The 23,766-nt window shown below is 58.6% G+C and carries 23 protein-coding genes and 1 tRNA gene; 18 read left to right on the forward strand and 6 right to left on the reverse strand.

Features of this window, described 5'->3' with window-relative positions:
• Positions 1-55 precede the first annotated feature (55 nt).
• From B9Z48_RS01135 to B9Z48_RS01160, 6 genes are all read left to right on the forward strand, one after another.
• Positions 56-676 carry an outer membrane lipoprotein carrier protein LolA gene (locus B9Z48_RS01135; RefSeq protein WP_233261009.1) on the forward strand — a complete coding sequence of 207 codons (621 nt, stop codon included), beginning with the start codon at positions 56-58 and terminating at the stop codon, positions 674-676.
• A gap of 16 nt (positions 677-692) precedes the next feature.
• Positions 693-1,991: a replication-associated recombination protein A gene (locus B9Z48_RS01140; protein ID WP_108376885.1), complete on the forward strand. Its 1,299-nt coding sequence runs from the start codon at positions 693-695 to the stop codon at positions 1,989-1,991.
• A gap of 187 nt (positions 1,992-2,178) precedes the next feature.
• Positions 2,179-3,108, forward strand: a complete 930-nt coding sequence (locus B9Z48_RS01145) for a branched-chain amino acid ABC transporter permease (RefSeq protein WP_089953161.1) — start codon at positions 2,179-2,181, stop codon at positions 3,106-3,108.
• 11 nt (positions 3,109-3,119) lie between these two features.
• Positions 3,120-4,196 carry a branched-chain amino acid ABC transporter permease gene (locus tag B9Z48_RS01150; RefSeq protein WP_089953159.1) on the forward strand — a complete coding sequence of 359 codons (1,077 nt, stop codon included), beginning with the start codon at positions 3,120-3,122 and terminating at the stop codon, positions 4,194-4,196.
• Between the two features lie 11 nt (positions 4,197-4,207).
• Positions 4,208-4,993, forward strand: coding sequence for an ABC transporter ATP-binding protein (locus B9Z48_RS01155; RefSeq protein ID WP_228769081.1), 786 nt, complete (start codon positions 4,208-4,210; stop codon positions 4,991-4,993).
• A 1-nt stretch (position 4,994) separates the two neighbouring features.
• Complete coding sequence (locus B9Z48_RS01160; RefSeq protein WP_089953155.1) at positions 4,995-5,711, forward strand: ABC transporter ATP-binding protein; 717 nt, start codon at positions 4,995-4,997, stop codon at positions 5,709-5,711.
• 64 nt (positions 5,712-5,775) lie between these two features.
• On the opposite strand, the gene B9Z48_RS01165 is transcribed toward B9Z48_RS01160, so the two are convergent.
• Together B9Z48_RS01165 and B9Z48_RS01170 are read right to left on the reverse strand one after the other, a co-directional pair.
• Complete coding sequence (locus tag B9Z48_RS01165) at positions 5,776-6,738, reverse strand: tripartite tricarboxylate transporter substrate binding protein (RefSeq protein ID WP_089953152.1); 963 nt, start codon at positions 6,736-6,738, stop codon at positions 5,776-5,778.
• A gap of 114 nt (positions 6,739-6,852) precedes the next feature.
• Positions 6,853-7,893, reverse strand: a complete 1,041-nt coding sequence (locus tag B9Z48_RS01170) for a CDP-6-deoxy-delta-3,4-glucoseen reductase (RefSeq protein WP_108376886.1) — start codon at positions 7,891-7,893, stop codon at positions 6,853-6,855.
• Positions 7,894-7,940: 47 nt separating this feature from the next.
• On the opposite strand from B9Z48_RS01170, the gene B9Z48_RS01175 reads away from it, so the two are divergent.
• From B9Z48_RS01175 to B9Z48_RS01200, 6 genes are all read left to right on the forward strand, one after another.
• Positions 7,941-8,903, forward strand: a complete 963-nt coding sequence (locus B9Z48_RS01175) for an SDR family oxidoreductase (protein WP_108376887.1) — start codon at positions 7,941-7,943, stop codon at positions 8,901-8,903.
• Positions 8,900-9,301: an RNA-binding S4 domain-containing protein gene (locus tag B9Z48_RS01180; protein ID WP_089953146.1), complete on the forward strand. Its 402-nt coding sequence runs from the start codon at positions 8,900-8,902 to the stop codon at positions 9,299-9,301. Before B9Z48_RS01175 ends, B9Z48_RS01180 begins: the two co-directional genes overlap by 4 nt.
• 178 nt (positions 9,302-9,479) lie before the next feature.
• Positions 9,480-10,754 (forward strand): ribulose-bisphosphate carboxylase large subunit family protein, encoded by a 1,275-nt coding sequence (locus tag B9Z48_RS01185; protein ID WP_089953144.1) that lies wholly within the window; start codon positions 9,480-9,482, stop codon positions 10,752-10,754.
• Positions 10,751-12,166, forward strand: coding sequence for a four-carbon acid sugar kinase family protein (locus B9Z48_RS01190; RefSeq protein ID WP_089953141.1), 1,416 nt, complete (start codon positions 10,751-10,753; stop codon positions 12,164-12,166). The genes B9Z48_RS01185 and B9Z48_RS01190 overlap by 4 nt, the downstream gene beginning before the upstream one ends.
• Before the next feature lie 16 nt (positions 12,167-12,182).
• The gene (locus B9Z48_RS01195) at positions 12,183-12,947 is read left to right on the forward strand and encodes an SDR family NAD(P)-dependent oxidoreductase (RefSeq protein WP_089953676.1); all 765 of its coding nucleotides are present in this window, start codon (positions 12,183-12,185) and stop codon (positions 12,945-12,947) included.
• 167 nt (positions 12,948-13,114) lie between these two features.
• Entirely contained in the window at positions 13,115-13,993 is an 879-nt protein-coding gene (locus B9Z48_RS01200) for an alpha/beta fold hydrolase (protein ID WP_089953139.1), read from the forward strand.
• Between the two features lie 228 nt (positions 13,994-14,221).
• On the opposite strand, the gene B9Z48_RS01205 is transcribed toward B9Z48_RS01200, so the two are convergent.
• Positions 14,222-14,306 (reverse strand) — tRNA-Leu (locus B9Z48_RS01205).
• Between the two features lie 147 nt (positions 14,307-14,453).
• Here B9Z48_RS01205 and cysM point away from each other — a divergent pair.
• The 3 genes from cysM to B9Z48_RS01220 are packed head-to-tail and all read left to right on the forward strand — an operon-like array spanning position 14,454 to position 16,169.
• A complete protein-coding gene (gene cysM / locus B9Z48_RS01210) occupies positions 14,454-15,356 on the forward strand; it encodes a cysteine synthase CysM (protein ID WP_089953673.1) in 903 nt (300 codons plus the stop codon).
• Between the two features lie 28 nt (positions 15,357-15,384).
• Positions 15,385-15,942, forward strand: a complete 558-nt coding sequence (locus B9Z48_RS01215) for an NUDIX domain-containing protein (protein WP_089953137.1) — start codon at positions 15,385-15,387, stop codon at positions 15,940-15,942.
• A complete protein-coding gene (locus tag B9Z48_RS01220; RefSeq protein WP_194944608.1) occupies positions 15,942-16,169 on the forward strand; it encodes a sulfurtransferase TusA family protein in 228 nt (75 codons plus the stop codon). The genes B9Z48_RS01215 and B9Z48_RS01220 overlap by 1 nt, the downstream gene beginning before the upstream one ends.
• A 6-nt stretch (positions 16,170-16,175) precedes the next feature.
• On the opposite strand, the gene galU is transcribed toward B9Z48_RS01220, so the two are convergent.
• On the reverse strand, positions 16,176-17,054 hold the full coding sequence (gene galU, locus B9Z48_RS01225; protein ID WP_089953133.1) for a UTP--glucose-1-phosphate uridylyltransferase GalU: 879 nt from the start codon (positions 17,052-17,054) through the stop codon (positions 16,176-16,178).
• A 25-nt stretch (positions 17,055-17,079) separates the two neighbouring features.
• Positions 17,080-20,130 (reverse strand): valine--tRNA ligase, encoded by a 3,051-nt coding sequence (locus tag B9Z48_RS01230; RefSeq protein ID WP_089953131.1) that lies wholly within the window; start codon positions 20,128-20,130, stop codon positions 17,080-17,082.
• Positions 20,131-20,465: 335 nt separating this feature from the next.
• Between B9Z48_RS01230 and B9Z48_RS01235 the strand changes: the two genes are divergently transcribed.
• The 3 genes from B9Z48_RS01235 to B9Z48_RS01245 all read left to right on the forward strand — a co-directional run bounded on the left by B9Z48_RS01235 (position 20,466) and on the right by B9Z48_RS01245 (position 22,950).
• Complete coding sequence (locus tag B9Z48_RS01235; protein WP_089953128.1) at positions 20,466-20,888, forward strand: rubrerythrin family protein; 423 nt, start codon at positions 20,466-20,468, stop codon at positions 20,886-20,888.
• Between the two features lie 110 nt (positions 20,889-20,998).
• A complete protein-coding gene (locus B9Z48_RS01240; RefSeq protein ID WP_089953126.1) occupies positions 20,999-22,348 on the forward strand; it encodes a (Fe-S)-binding protein in 1,350 nt (449 codons plus the stop codon).
• An 11-nt stretch (positions 22,349-22,359) separates the two neighbouring features.
• Entirely contained in the window at positions 22,360-22,950 is a 591-nt protein-coding gene (locus B9Z48_RS01245) for a DUF3501 family protein (protein ID WP_089953124.1), read from the forward strand.
• 131 nt (positions 22,951-23,081) lie between these two features.
• Here B9Z48_RS01245 and B9Z48_RS01250 read toward each other — a convergent pair whose 3' ends face one another.
• On the reverse strand, positions 23,082-23,705 hold the full coding sequence (locus B9Z48_RS01250) for an L-threonylcarbamoyladenylate synthase (RefSeq protein WP_089953122.1): 624 nt from the start codon (positions 23,703-23,705) through the stop codon (positions 23,082-23,084).
• Between the last annotated feature and the right edge of the window lie 61 nt (positions 23,706-23,766).

Raw genomic sequence — 23,766 nt, forward strand, 5'->3', positions numbered from 1 at the left:
TTTTTGGCAGCGTCGCGCTGTGTTGGCATTAGGGGCCAAGGTTTCCTTGACCGCGATGATTTTGACCTGCAATGTGACGGCCCATGCCGATGGTGTGGACTTGCTGGCCCAGTTCATGAAACAAACCCGAAGCGGGCGTGCTCAGTTCACTCAAGTGGTGACCTCACCCAGTCGGGCCGGTCAAGCGCCGCGAACCAAAACCTCCAGTGGCAGCTTCGAATTTCAGCGGCCTGGCCAGTTTCGATTTGATTACCGCAAACCTTTTGTTCAAACTTTGGTGGCCGATGGCCAGACATTGTGGTTGCATGACGTGGACTTGAACCAGGTGACAGCTCGCCCGCAGGCGCAAGTTTTGGGCTCGACTCCGGCGGCCTTGCTGACTTCAGCGTCGGATTTGCAGGCTCTGAAAAAAGACTTTCAGTTCTCGCCCGAACCCGATCGGGATGGCTTGCAGTGGGTTCGGGCTACGCCTCAATCGCCTGATGGGCAAATCCGCTCGGTGATGGTGGGCTTGCGTGCGGCCGTCAACGGGCCTGAGCTGGCGATGCTGGATGTGCAAGACAGTTTGGGGCAGCGCTCGGTGTTGAGCTTTGCGGCCTTCGAGTCCAATCCCTCGCTGCCTCCCGGCACCTTTGTCTTCAAGGCTCCAGCTGGGGCTGCCGTCATACGGCCTTGATCTGGGTGTGGTGACCATGACCGCGTTTCACTCGGGAACCCATGCCCCGTTGGCCGAGCGTTTGCGTCCACGCCATCTGGGTGAAGTCATCGGGCAGCAGCATTTGCTGGGCGAGGGCATGGCCTTGCGTTTGGCCTTTGAGTCGGGTCAGCCGCACAGCTGCATTTTGTGGGGGCCGCCTGGGGTGGGCAAAACCACCATCGCCCGCTTGATGGCGGATGCGTTTGATGCTCAATTTTTGAGCATCAGCGCAGTCTTGGGGGGCATCAAAGACATTCGTGAAGCTGTCGAGAAGGCCGAAGCTGCCCGAACGGGCTTGCACCCGCAACGCACCATCATGTTTGTGGACGAGGTGCACCGTTTCAACAAAAGCCAGCAAGACGCTTTTTTGCCGCATGTTGAGAGTGGCTTGTTCACGTTCATTGGCGCGACCACCGAAAACCCGTCTTTTGAAGTCAACTCGGCCTTGCTGTCTCGGGCAGCGGTGTATGTGTTGCAACCGCTGACCGAAGACGACCTGAGCCACATTGTGGTCAGAGCACAGGCCATTCATGCAATCCCTGTGATCGAGCCCGCTGCGCTGGCCCGATTGTTGGCCTATGCCGATGGCGATGCGCGTCGCTTGCTCAACACCTTGGAAACCTTGGCCATGGCAGCCAAACAAGAGGCCATCGATCCGGTGACCGACGCTTGGTTGATGCGGGTGCTCGGTGAACGCATGCGTCGTTATGACAAAGGCGGTGAACAGTTTTACGACACCATCAGTGCCTTGCACAAATCGGTGCGAGGCTCAGACCCGGACGCTGCGCTGTATTGGTTCGTGCGCATGCTCGATGGCGGTGCGGACCCCCGTTACATGGCCCGCCGCCTGATTCGCATGGCCAGTGAAGACATTGGCCTGGCCGACCCGCGTGCGCTGCGCATGGCACTGGATGCTGCCGATGTTTATGAGCGTTTGGGCAGTCCGGAAGGCGAGCTGACCTTGGCCCAATGCGTGATTTATTTGGCTGTTGCACCCAAGTCGAACGCTGCTTACAAAGCCTTCAAAGAGGCCAAGGCATGGGTTAAAAAAGATGGCACTCGCCCGGTGCCCATGCACCTGCGCAATGCGCCGACCCAGTTGATGAAAAACCTGGATTACGGCAAAGGCTACCGCTATGCCCATGACGAGGAAGATGGTTTTGCAGCAGGCGAGCGTTATTTGCCCGAGGGCATGCCTGATCCAGGCTTTTACAGACCTGTACGGCGAGGCTTGGAAATCAAAATTGCAGACAAACTGGAAGAACTGCGAAAGAAAAACGCAGCCACAGGGTAAGTCCTGACCGGATTGAAGACTGACGGGATACTTTCTTTCACTACAATCCCGCCACCCCGCCAAAGGTTGCAATGATCTGGCGGGGTTTTTGCTAGTTGTCATGGATCACCCAAAAGGTGATTCTTGATGCAAGAACAACAACCGAAGCTACAACCCGTTAAGCGCGGGTTAAAACACGGAGAAATTTATGGACGTCTTCTTCCAGCAGGTCATCAACGGCCTGGTCATGGGCAGCATGTACGCCTTGGTGGCCTTGGGCTACACCATGGTGTACGGCATCATCAACTTGATCAATTTTGCGCACGGCGAGGTGCTGATGGTGGGCGCTCTGACGAGTTGGTCAGCCATTGGCATGATGCAAGGTGCCATGCCCGGCGCACCAGGTTGGGTCATTTTGATTTTGGCGACCTTGATCGCCTGCGTGGTCGCTGTGGTCCTGAATTTCACGATTGAAAAAATCGCTTACCGACCCCTGCGCAACAGTCCTAAATTGGCCCCCTTGATCACCGCCATTGGCATGAGCATCTTGCTGCAGACCTTGGCCATGATCATCTGGAAGCCCAATTACAAGGCTTACCCTACTTTGCTGTCGAGCACGCCCATCAACATGGGGGGTGTGGTGATCACGCCGACTCAGATCATGATTTTGGGCGTCACAGCCGTGTCCCTGGCTGTGTTGATGTGGTTGGTCAATTACACCCGCTTGGGTCGCGCCATGCGGGCCACTTCTGAGAACCCTCGTGTAGCCGCTTTGATGGGCGTCAAGCCCGACATGGTGATTTCTGCCACGTTTGTGATTGGCGCCATCTTGGCAGCGATTGCGGGTGTGATGTACGCCTCCAATTACGGTACGGCACAACATGCCATGGGTTTCTTGCCAGGCCTCAAAGCCTTCACCGCAGCGGTGTTTGGCGGCATTGGCAACTTGTCCGGCGCGGTGATTGGCGGCATATTGTTGGGCCTGATCGAAGCCATTGGTTCCGGCTACATCGGTTACCTCACGGGGGGTGTGCTGGGCAGCCACTACACCGATATTTTTGCGTTCATTGTCTTGATCATCGTGTTGACCCTGCGACCCTCGGGCCTCATGGGTGAACGTGTGGCCGATCGCGCTTGATGGAGGTGAGCATGAAAAACAACAAAACACTTCAATACATCTTGATCGGTGCAGCGCTCATCGCCTTGCCCCTGGTCCTTCAAATCTTCGGCAACGCCTGGGTGCGCATTGCCGACATGGCCTTGCTTTATATTTTGCTGGCCATTGGCTTGAACATTGTGGTGGGCTATGCCGGTCTGCTGGACCTGGGTTATGTGGCCTTTTTTGCGGTGGGGGCCTACATGTACGGCCTGCTTTCATCGCCGCATTTGACCAATACTTTTGCATGGATCGCCGCTGCCTATCCGAACGGCATGCACATGCCCATTTGGCTGATCGTGCCCGTGGGCGCGGCCTTGGCGGGTATCTTTGGCATGTTGCTGGGTGCACCCACGCTCAAGCTGCGAGGCGATTATCTGGCCATCGTGACCTTGGGCTTTGGTGAAATCATCCGTGTGTTCATGAACAACCTGGATCACCCGGTCAACATCACCAACGGACCCAAGGGCCTGGACCAAATCGACCCGATTTCGATTTTTGGTCTGAACCTGGGTAAAAAGCTGATGATTGGTGATTTCGAGATCGCTTCGGTCTCGCTCTATTACTACTTGTTCCTGAGCTTGGTGCTGGTCACGATTTTGATCTCGCACCGCTTGGAGGTGTCCCGCATTGGCCGTGCCTGGATGGCGATCCGTGAAGACGAAATCGCCGCCAAAGCCATGGGCTTGAATACCCGCAACCTCAAGCTGCTGGCTTTTGGCATGGGCGCAACCTTTGGTGGTGTCTCGGGTGCCATGTTTGCGGGCTTCCAGGGCTTTATTTCGCCCGAGTCCTTCAGTCTGATGGAGTCGGTGATGATCGTGGCCATGGTGGTGCTGGGCGGCCTGGGTTATTTGCCTGGTGTGATTTTGGGCGCTATTTTGTTGTCGGCTTTGCCCGAAGTCTTGCGTTACGTGGCAGGTCCTTTGCAAGAGATGACGGGTGGCCGTTTGGATGCCTCCATCATGCGTCAATTGTTGGTGGCGCTGGCCATGATCGTGATCATGTTGATGCGTCCTCGCGGGCTGTGGCCTTCGCCTGAGCATGGCAAATCGCTCAAGACGAAATGAAGGAGCAGAACATGAATCCAACAGCCAACAAAGACACCGTCCTCAACGTCTCGGGCATTTCCAAGCGATTTGGCGGACTGCAAGCCCTCACCGATGTGGGCATGACCATTCAACGCGGCCAGGTGTATGGCCTGATTGGCCCCAACGGCGCAGGCAAGACCACCTTTTTCAACGTGATCACGGGCCTGTACACACCAGACAGCGGCACTTTTGAGTTGGCGGGCAAGCCTTACCAACCCACCGCAGTGCACGAAGTGGCCAAGGCGGGCATTGCCCGCACGTTCCAGAACATTCGTTTGTTTGCCGAAATGACAGCCCTCGAAAACGTGATGGTCGGCCGCCATGTGCGAACCCATTCGGGCTTGCTGGGTGCGATTTTCCGCACCCCCAGTTTCAAGGCGGAAGAAGCTGCGATTGCCCAGCGTGCACAAGAGTTGCTCGACTATGTCGGTATCGGCAAATACGCTGACTTCAAGGCCCGCACGCTGTCTTATGGCGACCAGCGTCGCCTGGAAATCGCCCGCGCTTTGGCGACTGATCCCCAGCTCATTGCCCTGGATGAACCTGCAGCTGGCATGAACGCGACCGAGAAAGTGCAGCTGCGCGAGTTGATCGACCAGATCCGCAAAGACAACCGCACCATCTTGCTGATCGAGCACGACGTGAAGCTGGTCATGGGCCTGTGTGACCGCGTCACGGTGCTCGACTACGGCAAGCAAATTGCCGAAGGCACGCCTGCCGATGTGCAGAAGAATGAAAAAGTGATTGAGGCCTATCTGGGCACGGGAGGGCACTGAGATGGCCAATGTTTTTTTGAAAGTCAAAGACCTGCAAGTCGGCTACGGCGGCATTCAGGCGGTCAAGGGCGTCAGCCTTGAAGTGCGCGAAGGCGAGCTGGTCTCGCTGATTGGCTCCAACGGTGCGGGCAAAACCACCACCATGAAAGCGATCACCGGCACCTTGCCTTTGCAAGCAGGCGACATCGAGTACTTGGGCAAAAGCATCCAGGGCCAAGGCCCTTGGGATTTGGTCAAGCAAGGCCTGGCCATGGTGCCGGAAGGCCGTGGCGTGTTCACCCGCATGACCATCACCGAAAACCTGCAAATGGGCGCTTACATCCGTTCGGACACCGCAGGCATTGCCGATGACATCGAAAAGATGTTCACCATCTTCCCGCGTCTGCGCGAGCGCAAGGACCAGTTGGCGGGAACCATGTCCGGTGGTGAGCAGCAGATGCTCGCCATGGGCCGCGCCCTGATGAGCCGCCCCAAGGTTCTCTTGCTCGATGAGCCGTCCATGGGTTTGTCGCCCATCATGGTCGACAAGATCTTTGAAGTGGTGCGAGATGTGTACGCCCAGGGCGTCACGGTGCTGCTGGTGGAGCAAAACGCCAGCCGTGCGCTGGCGATTGCCGACCGGGGTTACGTGATGGACTCAGGCCTCATCACCATGACCGGTGTAGGCAAGGACATGCTCGAAGACCCCAAAGTGCGTGCAGCCTATCTGGGTGAGTGAGCCGCGCTCAGATCAGCAAAAAGCCCGGCATGCCGGGCTTTTTGCATTCTGGGTCAGAGCGCTCTCAATCCACCCGTGCGCCGCTGGCCTTGACCACGCTTTCGTAGCGTGTCAGCTCCTTCTTCATGAAGGCGCCAAACTGTTCTGGTGTGTTGCCTACGGGCTCTGCCAGCAGTTGGCCGAAACGGGTTTTGGTCTCAGGGGTTTGCAGCGCTGCGACAAAAGCCTTGTTCAGCCGATCCACCACATCGCGGGGTGTGGCCGCAGGTGCGACCAGCCCCCACCAGGTGTCGATTTCAAAATCCTTGAGCGTTTCGCTCATGCTTGGAATGTCGGGCAGGGCGCTGCTGCGCTGTCCTGTGGTCACGGCCAGGGCTTTGAGTCGTCCGGACTTGATGTTGGCCGCTGCCGTGGCCAGGTTGTCGAAGTTGAAGTCGACTTGGCCCGACAACAAAGCCAGCTGTGCGGGGTTGCCGCCGTTGTAGGGAATGTGCACCGCAAAAATGCCCGCCGCTCGCTTGAACATTTCACCCGCAAGGTGACCGGCGCTGCCGTTGCCACCTGAGCCAAAGTTCAACTTGGCGGGGTTGGCTTTGGCATAAGCCACCAAATCGGCCAAGGTGTTGATTTTCAGGCGCTGCGCGGTCTCGGCGTTCATCACCAGCACGTTGGGCACACGCAGCATTTGCGTGATGGGCGCAAAGTCGCGGCTCGCGTCGTAGGGCATCTTGGCAAACAGCCAGGGGTTGATGGCGTGTGTGGCCGTGGCTGCGATGCCGATCGTCAGGCCATCGGGCGCAGCTTTGGCCACCAAATCAGCGCCCAGGTTGCCACCCGCGCCGGGACGGTTCTCGATGATCACGGTGCCCAGGCTGTCTTTCACCCGCTCTGCCAAGGCCCGTGCCGTAACGTCAATCGGACCGCCCGGTGCATAGGGCACGATGATGCGGATGGGTTTGGCTTGTGCCCATGCAGGGGCGGCCACACTGGCGGCGATGGCACTCAGGCAAAAATCACGGCGTTGCATGGTAAGTCCTTTTTACTTGGTCGGCGGCTTCAGCTCCGACGTGAACCTCGGCAGAAACCCAAAGTGTCGGAGTTAAAGCTCCGACTTACAGGGAGCGGTATCGGAGTCAAGAGCTCAGCCCTTGGCCTTGTCGGCCTCAGACGTGAACGAATCGGCGTAAAACTCTTCTTCGGGCAGGCCGCCTTGTGCCACATAGTCTCGCTTGGCCGAGTCCACCACGATGGGGGCACCACAGGCATAAACCTGGTAGCCCGACAGATCGGGGAAGTCCTGCAACACGGCCTGGTGCACAAAGCCTGTGCGGCCAGTCCACTGGTCTTCGGCTTCGGCATTCGAGATCACGGGCACATAGCGCAGGTTGGGCATTTCGGCCAAGCGGGCTTCCACCCATTCAGCCATGTACATGTCAGAAGGGCGGCGGCCACCCCAGTACAGCGTGGCGGGGCGGGTGATGCCCCGGTGCTGCATGTGCTCGATCAGCGCCTTGATGGGCGCAAAACCTGTGCCCGAAGCCAGCAGCACGATCGGCTTGTTGCTGTCTTCGCGCAGGTAAAAACTCCCGTACGGGCCTTCGGCACGCAGGATGTCTTTTTCCTTCATGGTGGTGAACACCGGGTCGGTGAACTTGCCGCCCGGCATGTGGCGGATGTGCAGCTCCACCGTCGGGGGTGCCACTTCGAGGGTGTGTGGGGCGTTGGCCATGCTGTAGCTGCGGCGCGAACCGTCACGCAACAAAAACTCGATGTACTGGCCCGCGTGAAACTTCATCACGTCGTTGGCGGGCAGTTGCAGTTTCAGCACGATCACGTCGTGTGACTTTTTCTCCAGGCTGACCACGCGCACCGGCATCTTTTTGACGGGCAGGCCGCCTTCAGCCGTGACTTGTTTGGATTCGAGCACCACATCGCTTTGGGCGGTGGCGCAGCAGGTCAGCACCAGGCCTTGGGCTTCTTCCTCGTCACTCAGGGCTTTGGCTTGGTGGGGGCCATGCACCACGGTGCCCGAGATTTTTTTGCATTTGCAGGAGCCACAAGCGCCGTCTTTGCAGCCATAAGGCAGGCCAATGCCTTGGCGAATGCCCGCGGCAAGCAGGGTTTCGTTGTCGTCTGCGCTGAAGCTGCGGCCGCTGGGCTGCACGGAAATTTGAAAGCTCATCTTTTCGGTATCCTAGAGGGTGTGAATATGACCCGGAACCCCTGATTTTGCCTTCAAACCAAACCCCCTTGGGCGCACGGCCTGCCCGCTTTCGCCGCCAACGTGTTTTGATCGTGGGCTGTGGTGACGTGGGCCTGCGCACAGCGGGCCAATTGGGTGCGCCGCTCACCCCGCGTGTACGCCTGATGGCGCTGACCTCATCGCCCGAGCGCGTACGTCTGCTTCGGGCCTGCGGCATCACCCCTTTGAAGGGCAATCTGGACGACGCAGCCAGTTTGAAGCGTTTGGCGGGCATCGCGCATCGGGTGATCCACCTGGCACCGCCGCCTTCTGACCGCCAAGGTGCGAACGACCGCGATCCGCGCAGCCTGGCCTTGGTGCGAGCCCTGCGCTTGCGCACACCGCCCCAAGCCTTGGTTTATGGTTCTACCACGGGTGTTTATGGCGACTGCGGGGGGCAGCAGGTGGACGAAATCCGGACGGTGAACCCCCACACCCCCCGCGCCCAGCGCCGGGTCGATGCCGAAAACCTGATGCGGTTTTTGGGGCGCAGCGGCGTGCGCGTGAGTGTGTTGCGCATTCCTGGCATTTACGCGCCTGACCGTGAAGGTGGCACCCCGCGTGAGCGCTTGCTCAGGGGCACGCCCGTGTTGGTGGCCAAGGAAGATGTGTACACCAACCACATCCACGCCAACGATCTGGCCCGCGCCTGTGCCGCTGCCTTGTGGCGTGGCAAGCCTCAGCGTGTGGTCAATGTGACCGACGACACAGATCTGAAGATGGGCGAATACTTTGATCTGGCGGCAGGTCTGTATGGCTTGCCTAAACCGCCTCGCATATCGCGCAACGACGCCAACAACGCGCTGCCCTTGATGTTGCTGAGCTTCATGAACGAGTCGCGCCGTCTGGACAACACCCGGATGAAGCGGGAGCTGCGTCTTAAGCTGCACTACCCGCATGTGCGTGACGGCTTGAGCCCCCAGGGTGCTTTGTTTTCGGGGGCCTCATGAACGCCCTGCGCATCGACAAATGGTTGTGGGCGGCACGCTTTTACAAGACCCGCAGCTTGGCCAGCGATGAAATCGGCAAAAACCGCGTGCAGGTCAATGGGCAGGATGCCAAGGCGTCCAAAGAAGTCAAACCTGGCGATACGGTGTGCCTGCGGCAAGGCGCTGTCGAGCGAACGGTCGTGGTGCAGGCCTTGAGCGGTGTGCGTGGCCCGGCACCTGTGGCGCAGCTGCTGTACATAGAAACCCCGGAAAGCATCGCGGCCCGCCAAAAAGCCGCCGAGCAACACCGCCTTGCCCGCGAGCCTGCACTCAGCATCGAACAAGGCCGTCCCACCAAACGCGACCGCCGGCAAATCGAGCGCAATTGGAACGACCGATGGAGTGCGGGGATTGATTGATGGCAGGCCCTCAGCATTGGATTGCAAAACTTCCCGAAGAACACCCCGGATGCGGCATGGATGCATCAAGGCAAGGTGTGGGAAATGGGCCCGGTGAACGTGCGGGACCACTCAAGACTCCCAAGCTGCGCGTCCTGCATGCACACGAACTTTGAAATCATCGAGCGAGCTCCCCGACATGTTCACACAACGTTCTGAATTCACCGCCCGCTACTTTGTCGAAAGCTCAATGCCCATTGAGCGAGTCGCAGACACCATCGCAGGCGAGCAATCCAGTGGAACGTTCATGGCTTTGCCAGGTGAAACGGATGAACTCAAGCAACGATCTCGTGCAAGGGTGACACGCATCGATGCGCTGGAATCTGTTGCGCAACCGTCGCTGCACAGTGCTCTCGTGCACCGACGGGGTGGACACCAGAGTTTCAACCGTGCCGAAATCGAGATTGCTTTTCCCATTGACAACGTCGGTGCCAACATTTCCACGCTGCTGGCGACCGTCGCAGGAAATCTCTTTGAGTTGGGCGAGGTCACGGGTCTTCGCCTGCTGGACATCGATATGCCGGCGGACTACGCGAAGCGTTTTTCCGGCCCCCAGTTTGGCATCCAAGGTACGCGCACGATGGCGGGTGTGCACGGCCGACCCATCATCGGCACGATCATCAAGCCCAGCATCGGTCTGTCGCCTCAGCAAACGGCAGACCTCGTCGATTCACTTTGTGCAGCAGACATCGACTTTATCAAGGACGACGAGTTGATGGCCGACCCGCCTTATGCGCCATTTGATGAGCGTCTCAAAGCCGTCATGCCCGTGATCCTGAAGCATGCCGATCGCATGGGTCGAAAGCCGATGTATGCGATCAACATCTCCGGCAGCATCGACGAGATGCTCCGGCGACACGATGCCGTGCTCGCAGCGGGTGGAACCTGTGTGATGGTCAGTGTGAACTGGATGGGCTTTGCGGCCGTTGAGCATTTGCGACGGCACGCACAGCTGCCCATTCATGCCCATCGGAATGGCTGGGGAGCCTTCACGCGGCATCCTCTGCTCGGATTTTCGTTTGCGGCTTACCAGAAGATTTGGCGCTTGGTGGGTATCGACCAAATGCATGTCAACGGGATACGAAGCAAATTTTGGGAACCGGATGATTCGGTCATTTCGTCAGCATTGTCCTGTCATGCAGACTTTGCGGGTATCCAGCCGGTGATGCCGGTTTTTTCGTCGGGCCAATGGGCCGGGCAGGCCCCCGATCTCTACCAAAAGCTTGGATCTACAGATTTGATGCACTTGGCGGGGGGCGGGATCATCGGCCATCCGGAGGGTATCGCCGCCGGTGTGGCGAGCATGCGCGAGGGATGGGAGGCCGCCATCTCCGGGGTGAGCCTCGAAAGCTATGCCCAAACTCATCCTTCATTGCAAAGGGCGCTGGCGCAGTTCAGCGCTTTGCAGCCATGAGTTCAAATGCTCACGCCGCCCCACTGCGGCTCGCCTTTTACGGTGACGATTTCACAGGGTCGACCGACGCGCTCGAAGTTCTGGCCTTTGCCGGGCTCAAATGCGCCCTTTTTCTGAGCCCGCCCACGCCAGCGCTTTTGGAGTCCCTCGGCGGCTATGACGCCATCGGGGTCGCAGGGGACAGCCGAGGCATGTCTCCCGTCGAGATGGCGCAAAAACTTCCGGCTATTTTTGAAGCGCTGGCATCCCTTGGTTCACACATCGTTCATTACAAAGTCTGTTCGACCTTCGACAGCTCCCCATCGGTCGGGAGCATCGGCCGTGCGATGGACCTTGCGCAAAAAACTTTTGGCCCTGAACTGATCCCCATCGTTGCCGGCACGCCGGCACTGTCCCGCTACTGTGTTTTTGGCAACTTGTTTGCACGATCTGGCACGGATGGACTCACCTATCGCATCGATCGCCATCCGATCATGAGTGTGCATCCAGTCACGCCGATGGACGAGGCCGACCTGGTCGTCCACCTTGGCCGTCAGACTTCGATGCCGATTGGCAAATTCACACTGCCCAAGTTCGCGCTGGGCCGTGAGGCACTGCAGGCTCAATACGCGGCTTCGAGACAGAACGTCAAGACTGCGCTGTTGATCGATTCGGCGGAAAATGCTGACCTGACCGAGGTCGGTGGCCTGCTGCTTTCACACCATCAAGACCATCGACCCGTCTTTGTGGTGGGCTCGTCGGGTGTTGAATATGCCCTCACACAGTGGTGGGCCGAACAAGGCGCTTTCTCAGACAAGAGTCGTCACTTCGAATCTTTCCCGGCCGTTCAGCAGGTTCTTGCCATCTCTGGCAGCGCGTCGGCACTGAGCGCCAAGCAGATAGACACGGCCATCGCCGAGGGGTTTGCAGCGGTTGCGATCGACGCATGTGCCTTGGTGGATGGTGAGCGTTGGGAGCAGGCGGCAGCTGCCCTCGTTGAAACCACCGTTGCGTTGCTCGCCCAAGGAAAAAGCGTCATCTTGCACACGGCACGGGGGCCAGAAGATCCTCGTATCAGCTTGCTGATCGAGTCACTGATGGCTCGCGGAGAAAGCCGTGAACAAGCCAGGTACGGCGGTGGTCGACTTTTGGGCGCTCGGCTCGGTGCCATCGTTCAGAACATCTTGCTCGCAAGCGTGGTGCAACGCTTGATCTTGTCCGGAGGCGATACATCAAGTCAAATCACCAGTGTTCTCGCACCAGATGCGATCGAGATACAAGCCCGTCTGTCCCCTGGTGCGCCCTTGTGCAGAGTGATTTCAAATAAACCCCACCTGAAAGGCCTGCAAATGGCTCTGAAGGGGGGGCAGATGGGGGACGCGTCCTACTTTGTCCGGGCGCTTCGGGGAACGCCACAAGGCGCGCCAACGTAACACGGGAGAACATGCAATGGAATCGAAACAACGCGTTGCTGTGGTCACGGGTGGGGCCATGGGCATCGGCTCAGAGGTTTGCCGACAATTGGCCATGTCTGGTTTCAGTGTGGTCATCGCAGACCTCGATGTCAAAGCCGCAAGCGACCTGGCCGGCCAGTTGACCGGTGAGGGGTATACCGCGCAGGCGCTGCAGATGGACGTCGGGCGAGCCGAGTCTATAGCACAAGGGTTTGCATCCATCGCTGAAAAGCACGGAAGATGCGACGTTCTCGTGAACTGCGCGGGGATCGCAAAGGTGTTCCCGTTCATGGACTTTCCACTGGATCACTTCATCGCGACCATGAACGTGAACGTCACAGGAACCTTGTTGTGTAGCCAGCACGCCGCACGGTTGATGAGTCAAAACAAGTGGGGCCGCATCGTCAACATCGCTTCTGTTGCGGGGATGCGGGCTGTGGGCAAGGGGCGTACTGCCTACGGTACGTCCAAGGGCGCGGTCATCGCCTTGACGCGTCAGATGGCGGTAGAGCTTGCCGATCACGGCATCACGGCCAATGCCCTTGCGCCTGGCCCTGTGGATACGCCAATGACCCGGGTTCTTCACACGGATAAGTTTCGCTCAGAGTACGCCAGCGCGATACCCATGAAGCGTTATGGGACGACATCTGAAATTGCTCACGCCGTGTCATTCCTCGTATCAGAAGGTGCCTCCTATATTTCCGGAATCGTGATGCCGGTGGATGGCGGTTTCTTGTCCGCAGGTGCGCCCAGTATTTAGAAGCAGCGACTTCCATTGCGCTCGAGCAAACCCGGATGGCGCATCGATGGCACCCGATGAACCTCACAGATCTGAACGCCATCGCCCAACAGAACCGTTTATTCCAGCATGCTTGCGCCAGTGGAGCCGACTCGCCAAGCATGAGCATCTTCACTAGGGAGCAAGCCATGAAATTTGTTGACACCTCTGTTTTGCGCATCGGGTATGAAGAATGGAACCCCCATGCGGCTCGCACGGTCGTTTTGTTGCATGGCTGGCCTGACAGTCCGCGAACTTGGGCCCAAGTGGCACCGGTGTTGGCCCTTCAAGGCTGGCGGGTCATTGTTCCTGCATTGCGTGGGTTTTCGCCAACTCGTTTTTTGAGCGATGACACGCCGCGCAGCGGGCAACTGTCTGTCCTGGGGCGTGACCTGCTGGAGCTGATAGCTCAGCTGCGATTGCACAAACCTGCCTTGGTGGGCCACGACTGGGGGGCACGCGCTGCGGGCAATGCCTGTGCCTTGCAGCCTGGCGTGGCCAGCCACCTGGTGTTGCTTTCTGTGGCCTATGGCACCAATTTGCCATCACAAGACTTGTCACTGGAGCAGGCGCGTCAATACTGGTATCACTGGTACATGGCGACACCGCGGGGCCAACGTGCTGTGCGCGAAAACCGCAATGCTTTCGCCAAAATCATGTGGGAAACTTGGGCACCTTCTGGATGGTTCACGCCCGAAGAGTTCGAAACCACAGCCCAAGCATTTGCCAATGACGATTGGCCGGAGGTCACGCTGCACTCCTATCAACACCGTTGGGGCCATGCCCCGGGAGATGTTTGTTATGCGGCCGAAGAGCAGGCCTTGAGCATCATCACGCCATTGGATGTGCCCACGCTGATATTGCATGGCGATGCAGATGGCGTCAATTTACCCGCGTCTTTCATGGGGCAATCCCAATATTTCCTCAATCGCTACGAGCGCAAACTGATGCCCGGGATTGGGCATTTTCCACAGCGCGAAGATCCAGAGCAGGTCGCTTCCGAGTTGATCAAATTCTTGGCAGTTTGAGTTGTAAAACTGGGAACGCTTTTTTCTGCCGCGCTGCAGAAGGGGGCCCTTTCGGCGACCTGTCAGTCCAAAGCCCAAAATGTCACGCAAGTGATCAGCAGTCTGGATGTCCGAGGTATCGAGAATGAAGCTACCGCCCCCGAAAGGCGTCAGACAAGAAAAAAGGCCAACCCGTTAGAGTTGGCCTTGATTCGCTTGGAACCCGCATGGATGCTGAGTTTCCAGAGTTGGTGCCCGGGGCCGGACTCGAACCGGCACGCCTTGCGGCGGGGGATTTTGAGTCCCCTGAGTCTACCAATTTCACCACCCGGGCTGGTATTTGTGAAGACCTGAATTATGACACAACATGGGGCGCTTTTTGAAAGCCATGTTGAAAAAATGCAAATCCATCGTCACGCAAGTGTCTTGTTCAAAGTCACCGCATCAAATGCGGGTGGTCAAGTTATGGCAAAGTACGAACATGATTTATTCAACCATTGAAGACGCAATTGGCAAAACACCTTTGGTGGCTTTGCAGCGCTTGGGGGCTGCCGATACGGTGGCGCGTGGCAATGTCATTTTGGGCAAGCTAGAAGGCAACAACCCGGCAGGTTCTGTCAAGGATCGGCCGGCTTTGTCGATGATCCGTCGTGCCGAAGAGCGAGGCGAGATCAAACCGGGTGATACCTTGATCGAGGCGACCTCGGGCAACACCGGCATTGCTTTGGCCATGGCCGCGGCCATCAAGGGTTATCGCATGATTTTGATCATGCCCGAGGACCTGTCGATTGAACGCGCCCAGACCATGAAAGCGTTTGGGGCCGAGTTGATCCTGACCCCCAAGAGCGGCGGCATGGAGTACGCACGCGACTTGGCCGACAACATGGCGGCGCAAGGCAAGGGCCGCATCCTGGACCAGTTTGCCAATGCCGATAACCCGCGCATCCATTACGAAACCACCGGTCCCGAGATCTGGGAGCAGACCGGCGGCAAGGTCACTCACTTTGTCAGCGCCATGGGCACCACGGGCACCATCACGGGCGTCTCGCGCTATCTGAAAGAAAAGAACCCGGCCATCCGCATCATTGGCGCACAGCCCAGCGAAGGCTCGCGCATTCCGGGCATCCGCAAGTGGCCACAAGAGTACTTGCCCAAAATTTACGACCCCAGCCATGTGGATGAGCTGATTTACGTGAGCCAAAACGATGCCGAAGAGACCTGCCGCCAGATGGCACGCAGCGAAGGCATTTTTGCGGGCATCTCCGCAGCGGGTGCTTGCTGGGTGGCCCAGCAAGTGGCCAAGACGGCGCAAAACGCCACCATCGTCTTCATCGTCTGCGATCGCGGTGACCGTTATCTCTCCACAGGCGTATTCCCGGCCTGAACGGCTGAACTTTGACAAGGCTTGAACCATGGCTGAATACCGTTTTTGTCCGATGTGTGCCAGTCCTTTGGCTTGGCTCTCGCAAATGGAAGACGGGGGCGAAACGATGCGCCTGCGTTGCACCGCCTGCGATTTCACCCACTGGAACAACCCCACGCCAGTGCTGGCAGGCATTGTGCAAGTGGGCGATCAGATTTTGCTTGCCCGCAATGCCGCCTGGCCTGGCCGGCGCTTTGCGCTGATCACCGGCTTCATGGAAGCGGGCGAAACACCCGAAGAAGGCATCACCCGCGAGATTGCCGAAGAAACCAACCTGAAGGTGTCAGCCCTCAAGTTGATTGGCGTGTACGACTTTCAGCGCATGAACCAGGTCATCATTGCCTACCATGCGGTGGCCGAAGGCGAGGTGCGTTTGTCGCCTGAGTTGGCCGAATACAAGATGTTTGATTTCAAGGATCTTATTTGCTGGCCCGCAGGCACCGGCTACGCTTTGGGCGACTGGCTGCGCACCATCGGCATCGAGCCGAAATTCATGACGTGGGAAGAGCGTGCCGCGCAAAGCCAAGAACAAAATCAGGGCTCATGATGCACATCGACAAAGAAATAGACACCAGCGGCCTGAACTGCCCCTTGCCCATTTTGAAAGCCAAAAAGGCTTTGAATGAGATGAGCAGCGGTCAGGTGCTCAAAGTAATCGCCACCGACCCGGGTGCCTGGCGCGACTTTGAGGCCTTTGCGCGACAAACGGGCAATGATTTATTGCTGCAGGAAAAGACCGAAACGGCGTTTGTGTTTGCGCTCAAACGCCGCTGAACGCGATCAGAGACTCAGGCTTTTGAGGTATTCGCGGAACGACGCACCCACCTGGGGGTGTTGCAAAGCCAGCTCCACCGTGGCTTCCAGAAAACCTTCTTTGCTGCCGCAATCGTAGCGTTTGCCTTGGTATTGGAAGGCATAGACCGCCTCACGTTGCATCAGGCGTGCAATGGCATCGGTGAGCTGGATTTCGCCGCCCACGCCGGTGGGCTGGTTGCGGATCTCGTCAAAAATGCCTGGCGTCAGGATGTAGCGACCCGCCACACCCATGCGCGAAGGGGCTTTGTCCGGACTGGGCTTTTCCACAATTTGCTCGACGCGGATCAGTTGTTTGCCAGCCGACTCACCGGCCACGATGCCGTAGCGCTTGACTTGGTCGAGCGGCACTTGTTGCACCGCCAGCACCGAGCGGCCTTGCTTGGTGTAAGCGTCCACCATTTGGGACAAGATGGACGGCCCCTGGTTGACCATCAGGTCATCGGCCAGCAGCACGGCAAAAGGCTCGTTGCCCACCAACGGCTCGGCGCACAGCACCGCGTGGCCCAAACCCAGCATGCGGTTTTGGCGCACGTAGGCGCACACCATGTCGTCGGGTTGCACCGAGCGCACCAGAGCCAGCAACTCGTCCTTGTGGGCGGCTTCGAGTTCTGTCTCCAGCTCATAGGCCGTGTCAAAGTGGTCTTCAATGGCGCGCTTGCTTCGGCCCGTGACAAAGATCATGTGACGCACTCCCGCCGCATAGGCTTCCTCGACCGCGTACTGGATCAGCGGCTTGTCGACCACGGGCAGCATCTCTTTGGGTGCGGCTTTGGTCGCGGGCAAAAAGCGCGTGCCCAGACCTGCGACGGGGAACACGGCTTTTCGGATGACGTTGTGGCTCATGGGGGTGTCCTTGGTGTGCAGGCGATCAGCCCAAGCGTTGCAGTTGTTGGCGAATTTTGTCGAGTGTGGCCCCGAAGTCGGCCACGCGCTTTCTGGTTTCGTCGAGGACGGCTTGTGGTGCCTTGGCCACAAAGGCTTCGTTACCGAGCTTGGCGTTGGCCTTGGTGATTTCACCTTCCAAGCGAGTGGCCTCTTTGGTCAGACGGATTTTTTCTGCAGCGGCATCGACTTCGATGAACAAACACAAACGTGCCTCGCCCACCACGGCCACGGGGGCGGCTTGTGCTGCAGCGATCCATTCTGCTTCGGTGTCAAAGACTTTGACTTCGCTCAGTTTCGCCAATGACTGCAGCACCGGTGCCACGCTGTGCATGAAGTCGGTGTCACCCAGCACATACAGGGGCATGCGGGTCGAGGGCGAGACGTTCATCTCGCCGCGCAGGTTGCGGCAAGCATCCACCAATGTTTTGAGCTTGGCCACATGGGCTTCGGCGGCTGTGTCGATGCGTTCGGGCTGGCTCACGGGGTAGGCCGCGATGCTGACCGACTCGCCCGGACGGCCCGCCACCACCGACACTTTTTGCCAGAGTTCTTCGGTGATGAAGGGGATGATGGGGTGCGCCAGGCGCATGATGGTTTCGAGCGTGCGGATCAGGGTGCGGCGCGTGGCGCGTTTTTGCGCGTCGTCACCGGTGTTGATTTGCACCTTGGCGATTTCAAGGTACCAGTCGCAGAACTCGTTCCAGACAAAGTCGTAAATCGTGTTGGCCACGTTGTCGAGGCGGTACTCGGCAAAGCCTTTGGCCACATCGGCCTCAACCCGCTGCAGTTGCGAGCTGATCCAGCGGTCGGCCTGGCTGAAGGTCAGATAGCCGTGCACAGGGCCTGCTGCGGTGGCTTGGCCATTGGCATCGATGCCGGGCGCAGCGCATTCGGCTTTGGTGTGTTCTTTCAGGCCACAGTCCTGGCCTTCGCAGTTCATCAGCACAAAGCGGGTGGCGTTCCACAGCTTGTTGCAGAAGTTGCGGTACCCCTCGCAGCGCTTGCTGTCAAAGTTGATGCTGCGGCCCAAGCTGGCCAGCGCTGCAAAGGTGAAGCGCAGCGCGTCGGCACCGTAGGCGGGGATACCGTCCGGGAATTCTTTTTCGGTTTGCTTGCGCACCTTGGGGGCGGTCTCGGGCTTGCGCAGGCCCTGGGTGCGTTTGTCGAGCAATGGCTCCAAGGTGATGCCGTCGATCAGGTCAACCGGGTCGAGCACGTTGCCTTCGGACTTGCTCATCTTCTTGCCTTGGGCATCGAGCACCAGGCCGTGGATGTAGACGTGTTTGAAGGGCACTTTGCCGGTGAAGTGCGTGGTCATCATGATCATCCGGGCGACCCAGAAGAAGATGATGTCGTAGCCGGTCACCAGCACGCTGCTGGGGAGGTAGAGGTCGTAGTCGCTGGTGTGGCCTTCGGTTCCGCTGGCGAGCGTGCCGGGCTCGGCCTTGCTCCCACTCGCTTCGCTCGCAATGTCGCTGCGTCCGAGCCCGGCACGCTCGCCAGCTGCGTTCTTGGTGCTTGTCTCGTTGTTGGGCCATCCCATGGTGCTGAAGGGCACCAAGGCGCTGGAGTACCAGGTGTCCAACACGTCTTCATCACGCTTGAGCGTTTTGCCCGGGGCTTGGGCTTGCGCTTCGGCTTCGTCGCGGGCCACGTACACCTTGCCGTCTTCGTCGTACCAAGCGGGGATCTGGTGGCCCCACCACAGCTGGCGCGAGATGCACCAGTCCTGGATGTTGTTCATCCACTGGTTGTAGGTGTTGACCCAGTTCTCGGGCACAAAGCTCACTTGGCCGGATTGCACGGCGTCAATGGCTTTTTGGGCGATGCTCTTACCGGTGGCGTCGCCTTGGCCCACCTGGTTCATGGCCACGAACCACTGGTCGGTCAGCATGGGCTCGATCACCTGGCCGGTGCGGGCGCAGCGGGGCACCATGAGTTTGTGCTTCTTCACTTCCACCAAAGCACCAGCGGCTTCGAGGTCTGCCACCACGGCCTTGCGGGCCACGAAGCGGTCCAGGCCTCGGTATTTTTCGGGGGCGTTGTTGTTGATGGTCGCGTCGAGGTTCAACACGCAGATCATTTCCAGCTTGTGGCGCTGGCCGACTTGGTAGTCGTTGGTGTCGTGCGCGGGTGTGACCTTGACGACGCCCGTGCCAAAGGCTTTGTCCACATAGTCGTCGGCGATCACCGGGATGGTGCGGCCGCACAAAGGCAGGTTCACTTGCTTGCCGATCAGGGCGCTGTAGCGCTCGTCTTCGGGGTGCACCATCACGGCCACGTCGCCCAGCAGGGTTTCGGGGCGGGTGGTGGCCACGGTCAATGAACCACTGCCATCGGCCAAGTCATAACGGATGTGCCACATCGAGCCGTCTTCTTCGGCGCTTTCCACTTCCAGGTCAGACACGGCGCTTTGCAACACTGGGTCCCAGTTGACCAGACGTTTGCCACGGTAGATCAGGCCTTGCTCGTACAGCTGCACAAAGGTTTCGGTCACGGTTTTGGACAGCTTGGGGTCCATCGTGAAGTATTCGCGGCTCCAGTCCACGCTGTCGCCCATGCGGCGCATTTGGCTGGTGATGGTGCTGCCGGACTCTTCTTTCCACTCCCAGACCTTGCTCACAAAGTTCTTGCGGGCTTCGGCGGGCGTGGGGCCCATGTCGTGGCGGCTGATGCCTTTGGCCTGCAGCTGGCGCTCCACCACGATCTGGGTGGCGATGCCCGCGTGGTCGGTGCCCGGAATCCAGGCGGTGTTGTGGCCCAGCATGCGGTGGTAGCGGGTCAACGAGTCCATGATGGTCTGGTTGAAGGCGTGGCCCATGTGCAGCGTACCGGTCACGTTGGGCGGGGGCAGCTGGATGGCAAACGCTGGAGCGCCTTTTTTGGGGGCTTGGGTGCCCCGGAAACCGGCCACTCCGTAGCCGCGTTTTTCCCATTCGGGGCCCCAATGGGCTTCCAGTGCAGCGGGTTCGAAGGATTTGGACAGGCTTTCAAGGCCGGGCTGGTGGGCCACTGTGGCGGGGGCGTTGCTCATGGGGCGGATTTTCCAAAAGAAACGGCAACGCAACCGATGCCGTGTGGGACAGGTGCATCCCAAATTGCTTATTTTAACGAGGCCTATCAAAGACCTTGACGCTTTGGAATGGCCTTTGCTCCACCTTGTTTTGTGTTTTTTATCTGCCGATGAGGGCGAATGGGTGCCAAGTCGTTTCAATGAGCATGATGTTTATCAAATCGCCAAGGCAATAGGCAATCTAAATTTGTGCCATTGGATCAATCAATTGGGAGACTGATCAGTTTAGGTCTAACCTGAGGGTTCTCTGGCGATTCTGCCAGGGCAATGCACCTAAAACCCACAAGGAGATATCCATGGCAGCACTCAAAGGCTCGCGCACGGAACAATGCCTGAAGGACGCCTTTGCTGGCGAATCCCAGGCCAACCGTCGCTATTTGTACTTCGCGAACAAAGCTGACGTTGAAGGTCAGAACGATGTGGCAGCCCTGTTCCGTTCCACCGCCGAAGGTGAAACAGGTCACGCCCACGGTCACCTGGAATTCCTGGAGCAATCCGGCGACCCAGCAACCGGCATGCCCATTGGCTCGACACGTGACAACCTGGCTTCGGCTGTGGCTGGCGAAACCCACGAGTACACCGACATGTACCCTGGCATGGCCAAGACTGCTCGCGAAGAAGGTTTTGACGAAGTCGCCGACTGGTTCGAGACCCTGGCCAAGGCTGAGCGTTCACACGCCAACCGTTACCAGAAAGCTTTGAACGAACTGGTGGATTGATTCCCCTTGTTCCCTCAGCCCGCTGCACCGCAAGGCGCAGCGGGTTTTTCTCAGGGCTCTGAACGCAGAACCTTCAGAAAAACCCCATAAAAATCTCACAGGAGCACAACATGGCCAAAGAAGGCAACCTCGAAGCCCCCACACGACATGCCCTTGGCTGGGAGGGTCCGGATTTTTACAACGAGGAAAAGTGCTTCGACGAGTTGGAGCGCATTTTTGACATCTGCCACGGCTGCCGCCGCTGCGTGAGCTTGTGTGGCTCTTTCCCCACCTTGTTCGACCTGGTGGACGAGAGCAGCACCATGGAAGTCGATGGTGTGGACAAGAAGGATTACTGGAAAGTGGTCGACCAGTGCTTCATGTGCGACCTGTGCTACATGACCAAATGCCCCTACACCCCACCTCACGAGTGGAACCTAGACTTCCCGCACACCATGCTGCGTGCCAAGGCCATCAAGTTCAAAAAAGGCGAAGTGGGCGCGGCTGAAAAGTTTCTGGCCTCCACCGACACACATGGCTCGTTTGCAGGCATCCCGATCGTGGTGCAAGCCATCAATGCCATCAACAAAACCGAAGCGGCCCGCAGCGTCATGGAAAGTGTGGCAGGTGTCGACAAAAACGCCTGGCTGCCCTCTTTGGCCACGAAAAAATTCCGCTCCAGCGCCCCGGATGCCAAGGCGTCCAAAGTGGTGGATGGCGAGAAAACACATGGCAAAGTGGCGATCTACTCCACCTGCTACATCAACTACAACGAGCCTGGCATCGGCCATGACCTGCTGAAGATCCTGGACCACAACGCCATTCCCTATGTGCTGGTCGAGAAAGAAAAGTGCTGCGGCATGCCCAAGCTCGAATTGGGTGATCTTGAATCGGTCCAGCAGTCCAAAGAAGCCAACATTCCGGTGCTGGCCAAATACGCCAAAGATGGTTACGCCATCATGGCGGCCGTGCCCAGCTGCGCCTTGATGTTCAAGCAGGAAATCCCGCTGATGTTCCCCGATTGCGCCGACACCCAGTTGGTCAAAGACGCGATGTGGGACCCGTTTGAATACTTCATGGCCCGCAAGCGCGACGGCTTGCTCAAGACCGAATTCCCGCAAAAATTGGGCAATGTGAGCTACCAGATCCCATGCCACGGCCGGGTGCAAAACATTGGCAAAAAGACCGAAGAAATGCTCAAGATGATCCCGGACACCGAGATCAACACCATCGAGCGCTGCTCGGGCCACGCCGGAACCTATGGCGTGAAAAAAGGCTCACACGACATGGCCATGAAAATCGGCAAACCCGTGTTCAAGGCCATGGCCACCATGAAAGACGGCTCCAAGCCCGACTTCATCAGCTCTGACTGCCCGCTGGGCGGCCACCACATTGCCCAAGGCTTTGAGGTCAACGGCTTGGGCGCCCCCGAACTGAACCACCCCTTGACCCTGGTGCGCAAAGCCTACGGTCTCAAATAAGGAACACTGCCATGCAACTGACTGGAAAAATCACACCCGAGACCTTGATGTCTTTGGAGGCTTACACCAAGTGGCGCAAGGTCCACAAACCCGATGTCATCGCCCACCGCAAGCTGCGCAGCGTGCAGTTGGGCGAGCACATCAACATGCAGTTTGAGAGCGAAACCACCATCCGCTATCAGATCCAGGAGATGCTGCGCATCGAAAAAGTCTTCGAAGAAGAGGGCATCTTGCAAGAGATCGAGGCTTATGCCCCGCTGGTGCCCGACGGCAGCAACTGGAAAGCCACCATGATGATCGAGTACACCGACATCAACGAGCGCAAGCGCGAACTGGCCAAGCTGATCGGCGTGGAAGACAGGATGTTTGTCGAGGTCGAAGGCCATGGCCGTGTGTATGCGATTGCCGACGAAGACCTGGACCGTGAGACCGAAGAAAAAACCTCAGCGGTGCACTTTGTGCGTTTTGAACTCAAGCCCGACATGTGCGCGGCCGTGAAGGCTGGCGCTGGCGTCAAGATGGGCTGCGACCACACGCATTACCCGTCACACATTGAAATCGCTGCAGATACCTTGGCCAGCCTGGCGGGCGATCTGAAGTAAGCCGTTTGCGTTTTTCCTGCCTGACCCCTGCTGCGGCCCTTGGTGCTGTTGCAGGGGTTTTCTATTGGGGCAGCTGGTGGTCGTTTTTGACCGGGCAGAGCGCCAGGCCATGGTCTACACCGTGTTGTGTTTTAAAGGCCCAGCAGCGCAGGATCACCTTGACCGTGGCGCACCAGGGTGGGTTCATCGCCGCTCATGTCGATCACCGTGGTGGGCTCGAGCGAGCAGGCGCCTGCATCAATGACCGCGCCCACTTGGTGCTCCAGTCGCTCGCGAATGTCTTGCGGGTCATTCAGGGGGGCATCTTCTCCCGGCATGATCAAGGTGGCGGCCAACAGCGGTGCGCCATGCAGGGCCAGCAGTTCTTGCAGCACTTTGTGCTCGGGCACGCGCAGGCCAATGGTTTTGCGCTGGGGATGGCTCAAGCGGCGCGGCACTTCCTTGGTGGCTTCCAGAATGAAGGTGAAGGGCCCGGGCGTGGCCTGCTTGATGGCGCGAAACTGCCGGTTGTCCACCCGGGCGTAGTTGGCCAGCTCGCTCAAGTCGCGGCACAGCAGCGTCAGGTGGTGCTTGTCGTCCACAGCGCGGATGCGGCGCAACTGGTCGGCGGCGTTCTTGTCGTCCAGGTGGCAGACCAGGGCGTAGCTGGAATCGGTGGGCACCGCCAGCACATTGCCTTGCTTGAGCAGTTGCACGGCTTGTTTGAGCAAGCGTGCTTGCGGGTTCTCGGGGTGAACAGTGAAAAACTGGGCCATGGCTGTGGGCAGTAGATTGCCGGTGATGATGGTGGACTTTACTTGAGGGCGCCGTCAGCTT

Source organism: Limnohabitans sp. WS1, from assembly GCF_003063265.1.
GTDB lineage: Bacteria > Pseudomonadota > Gammaproteobacteria > Burkholderiales > Burkholderiaceae_C > Limnohabitans_A.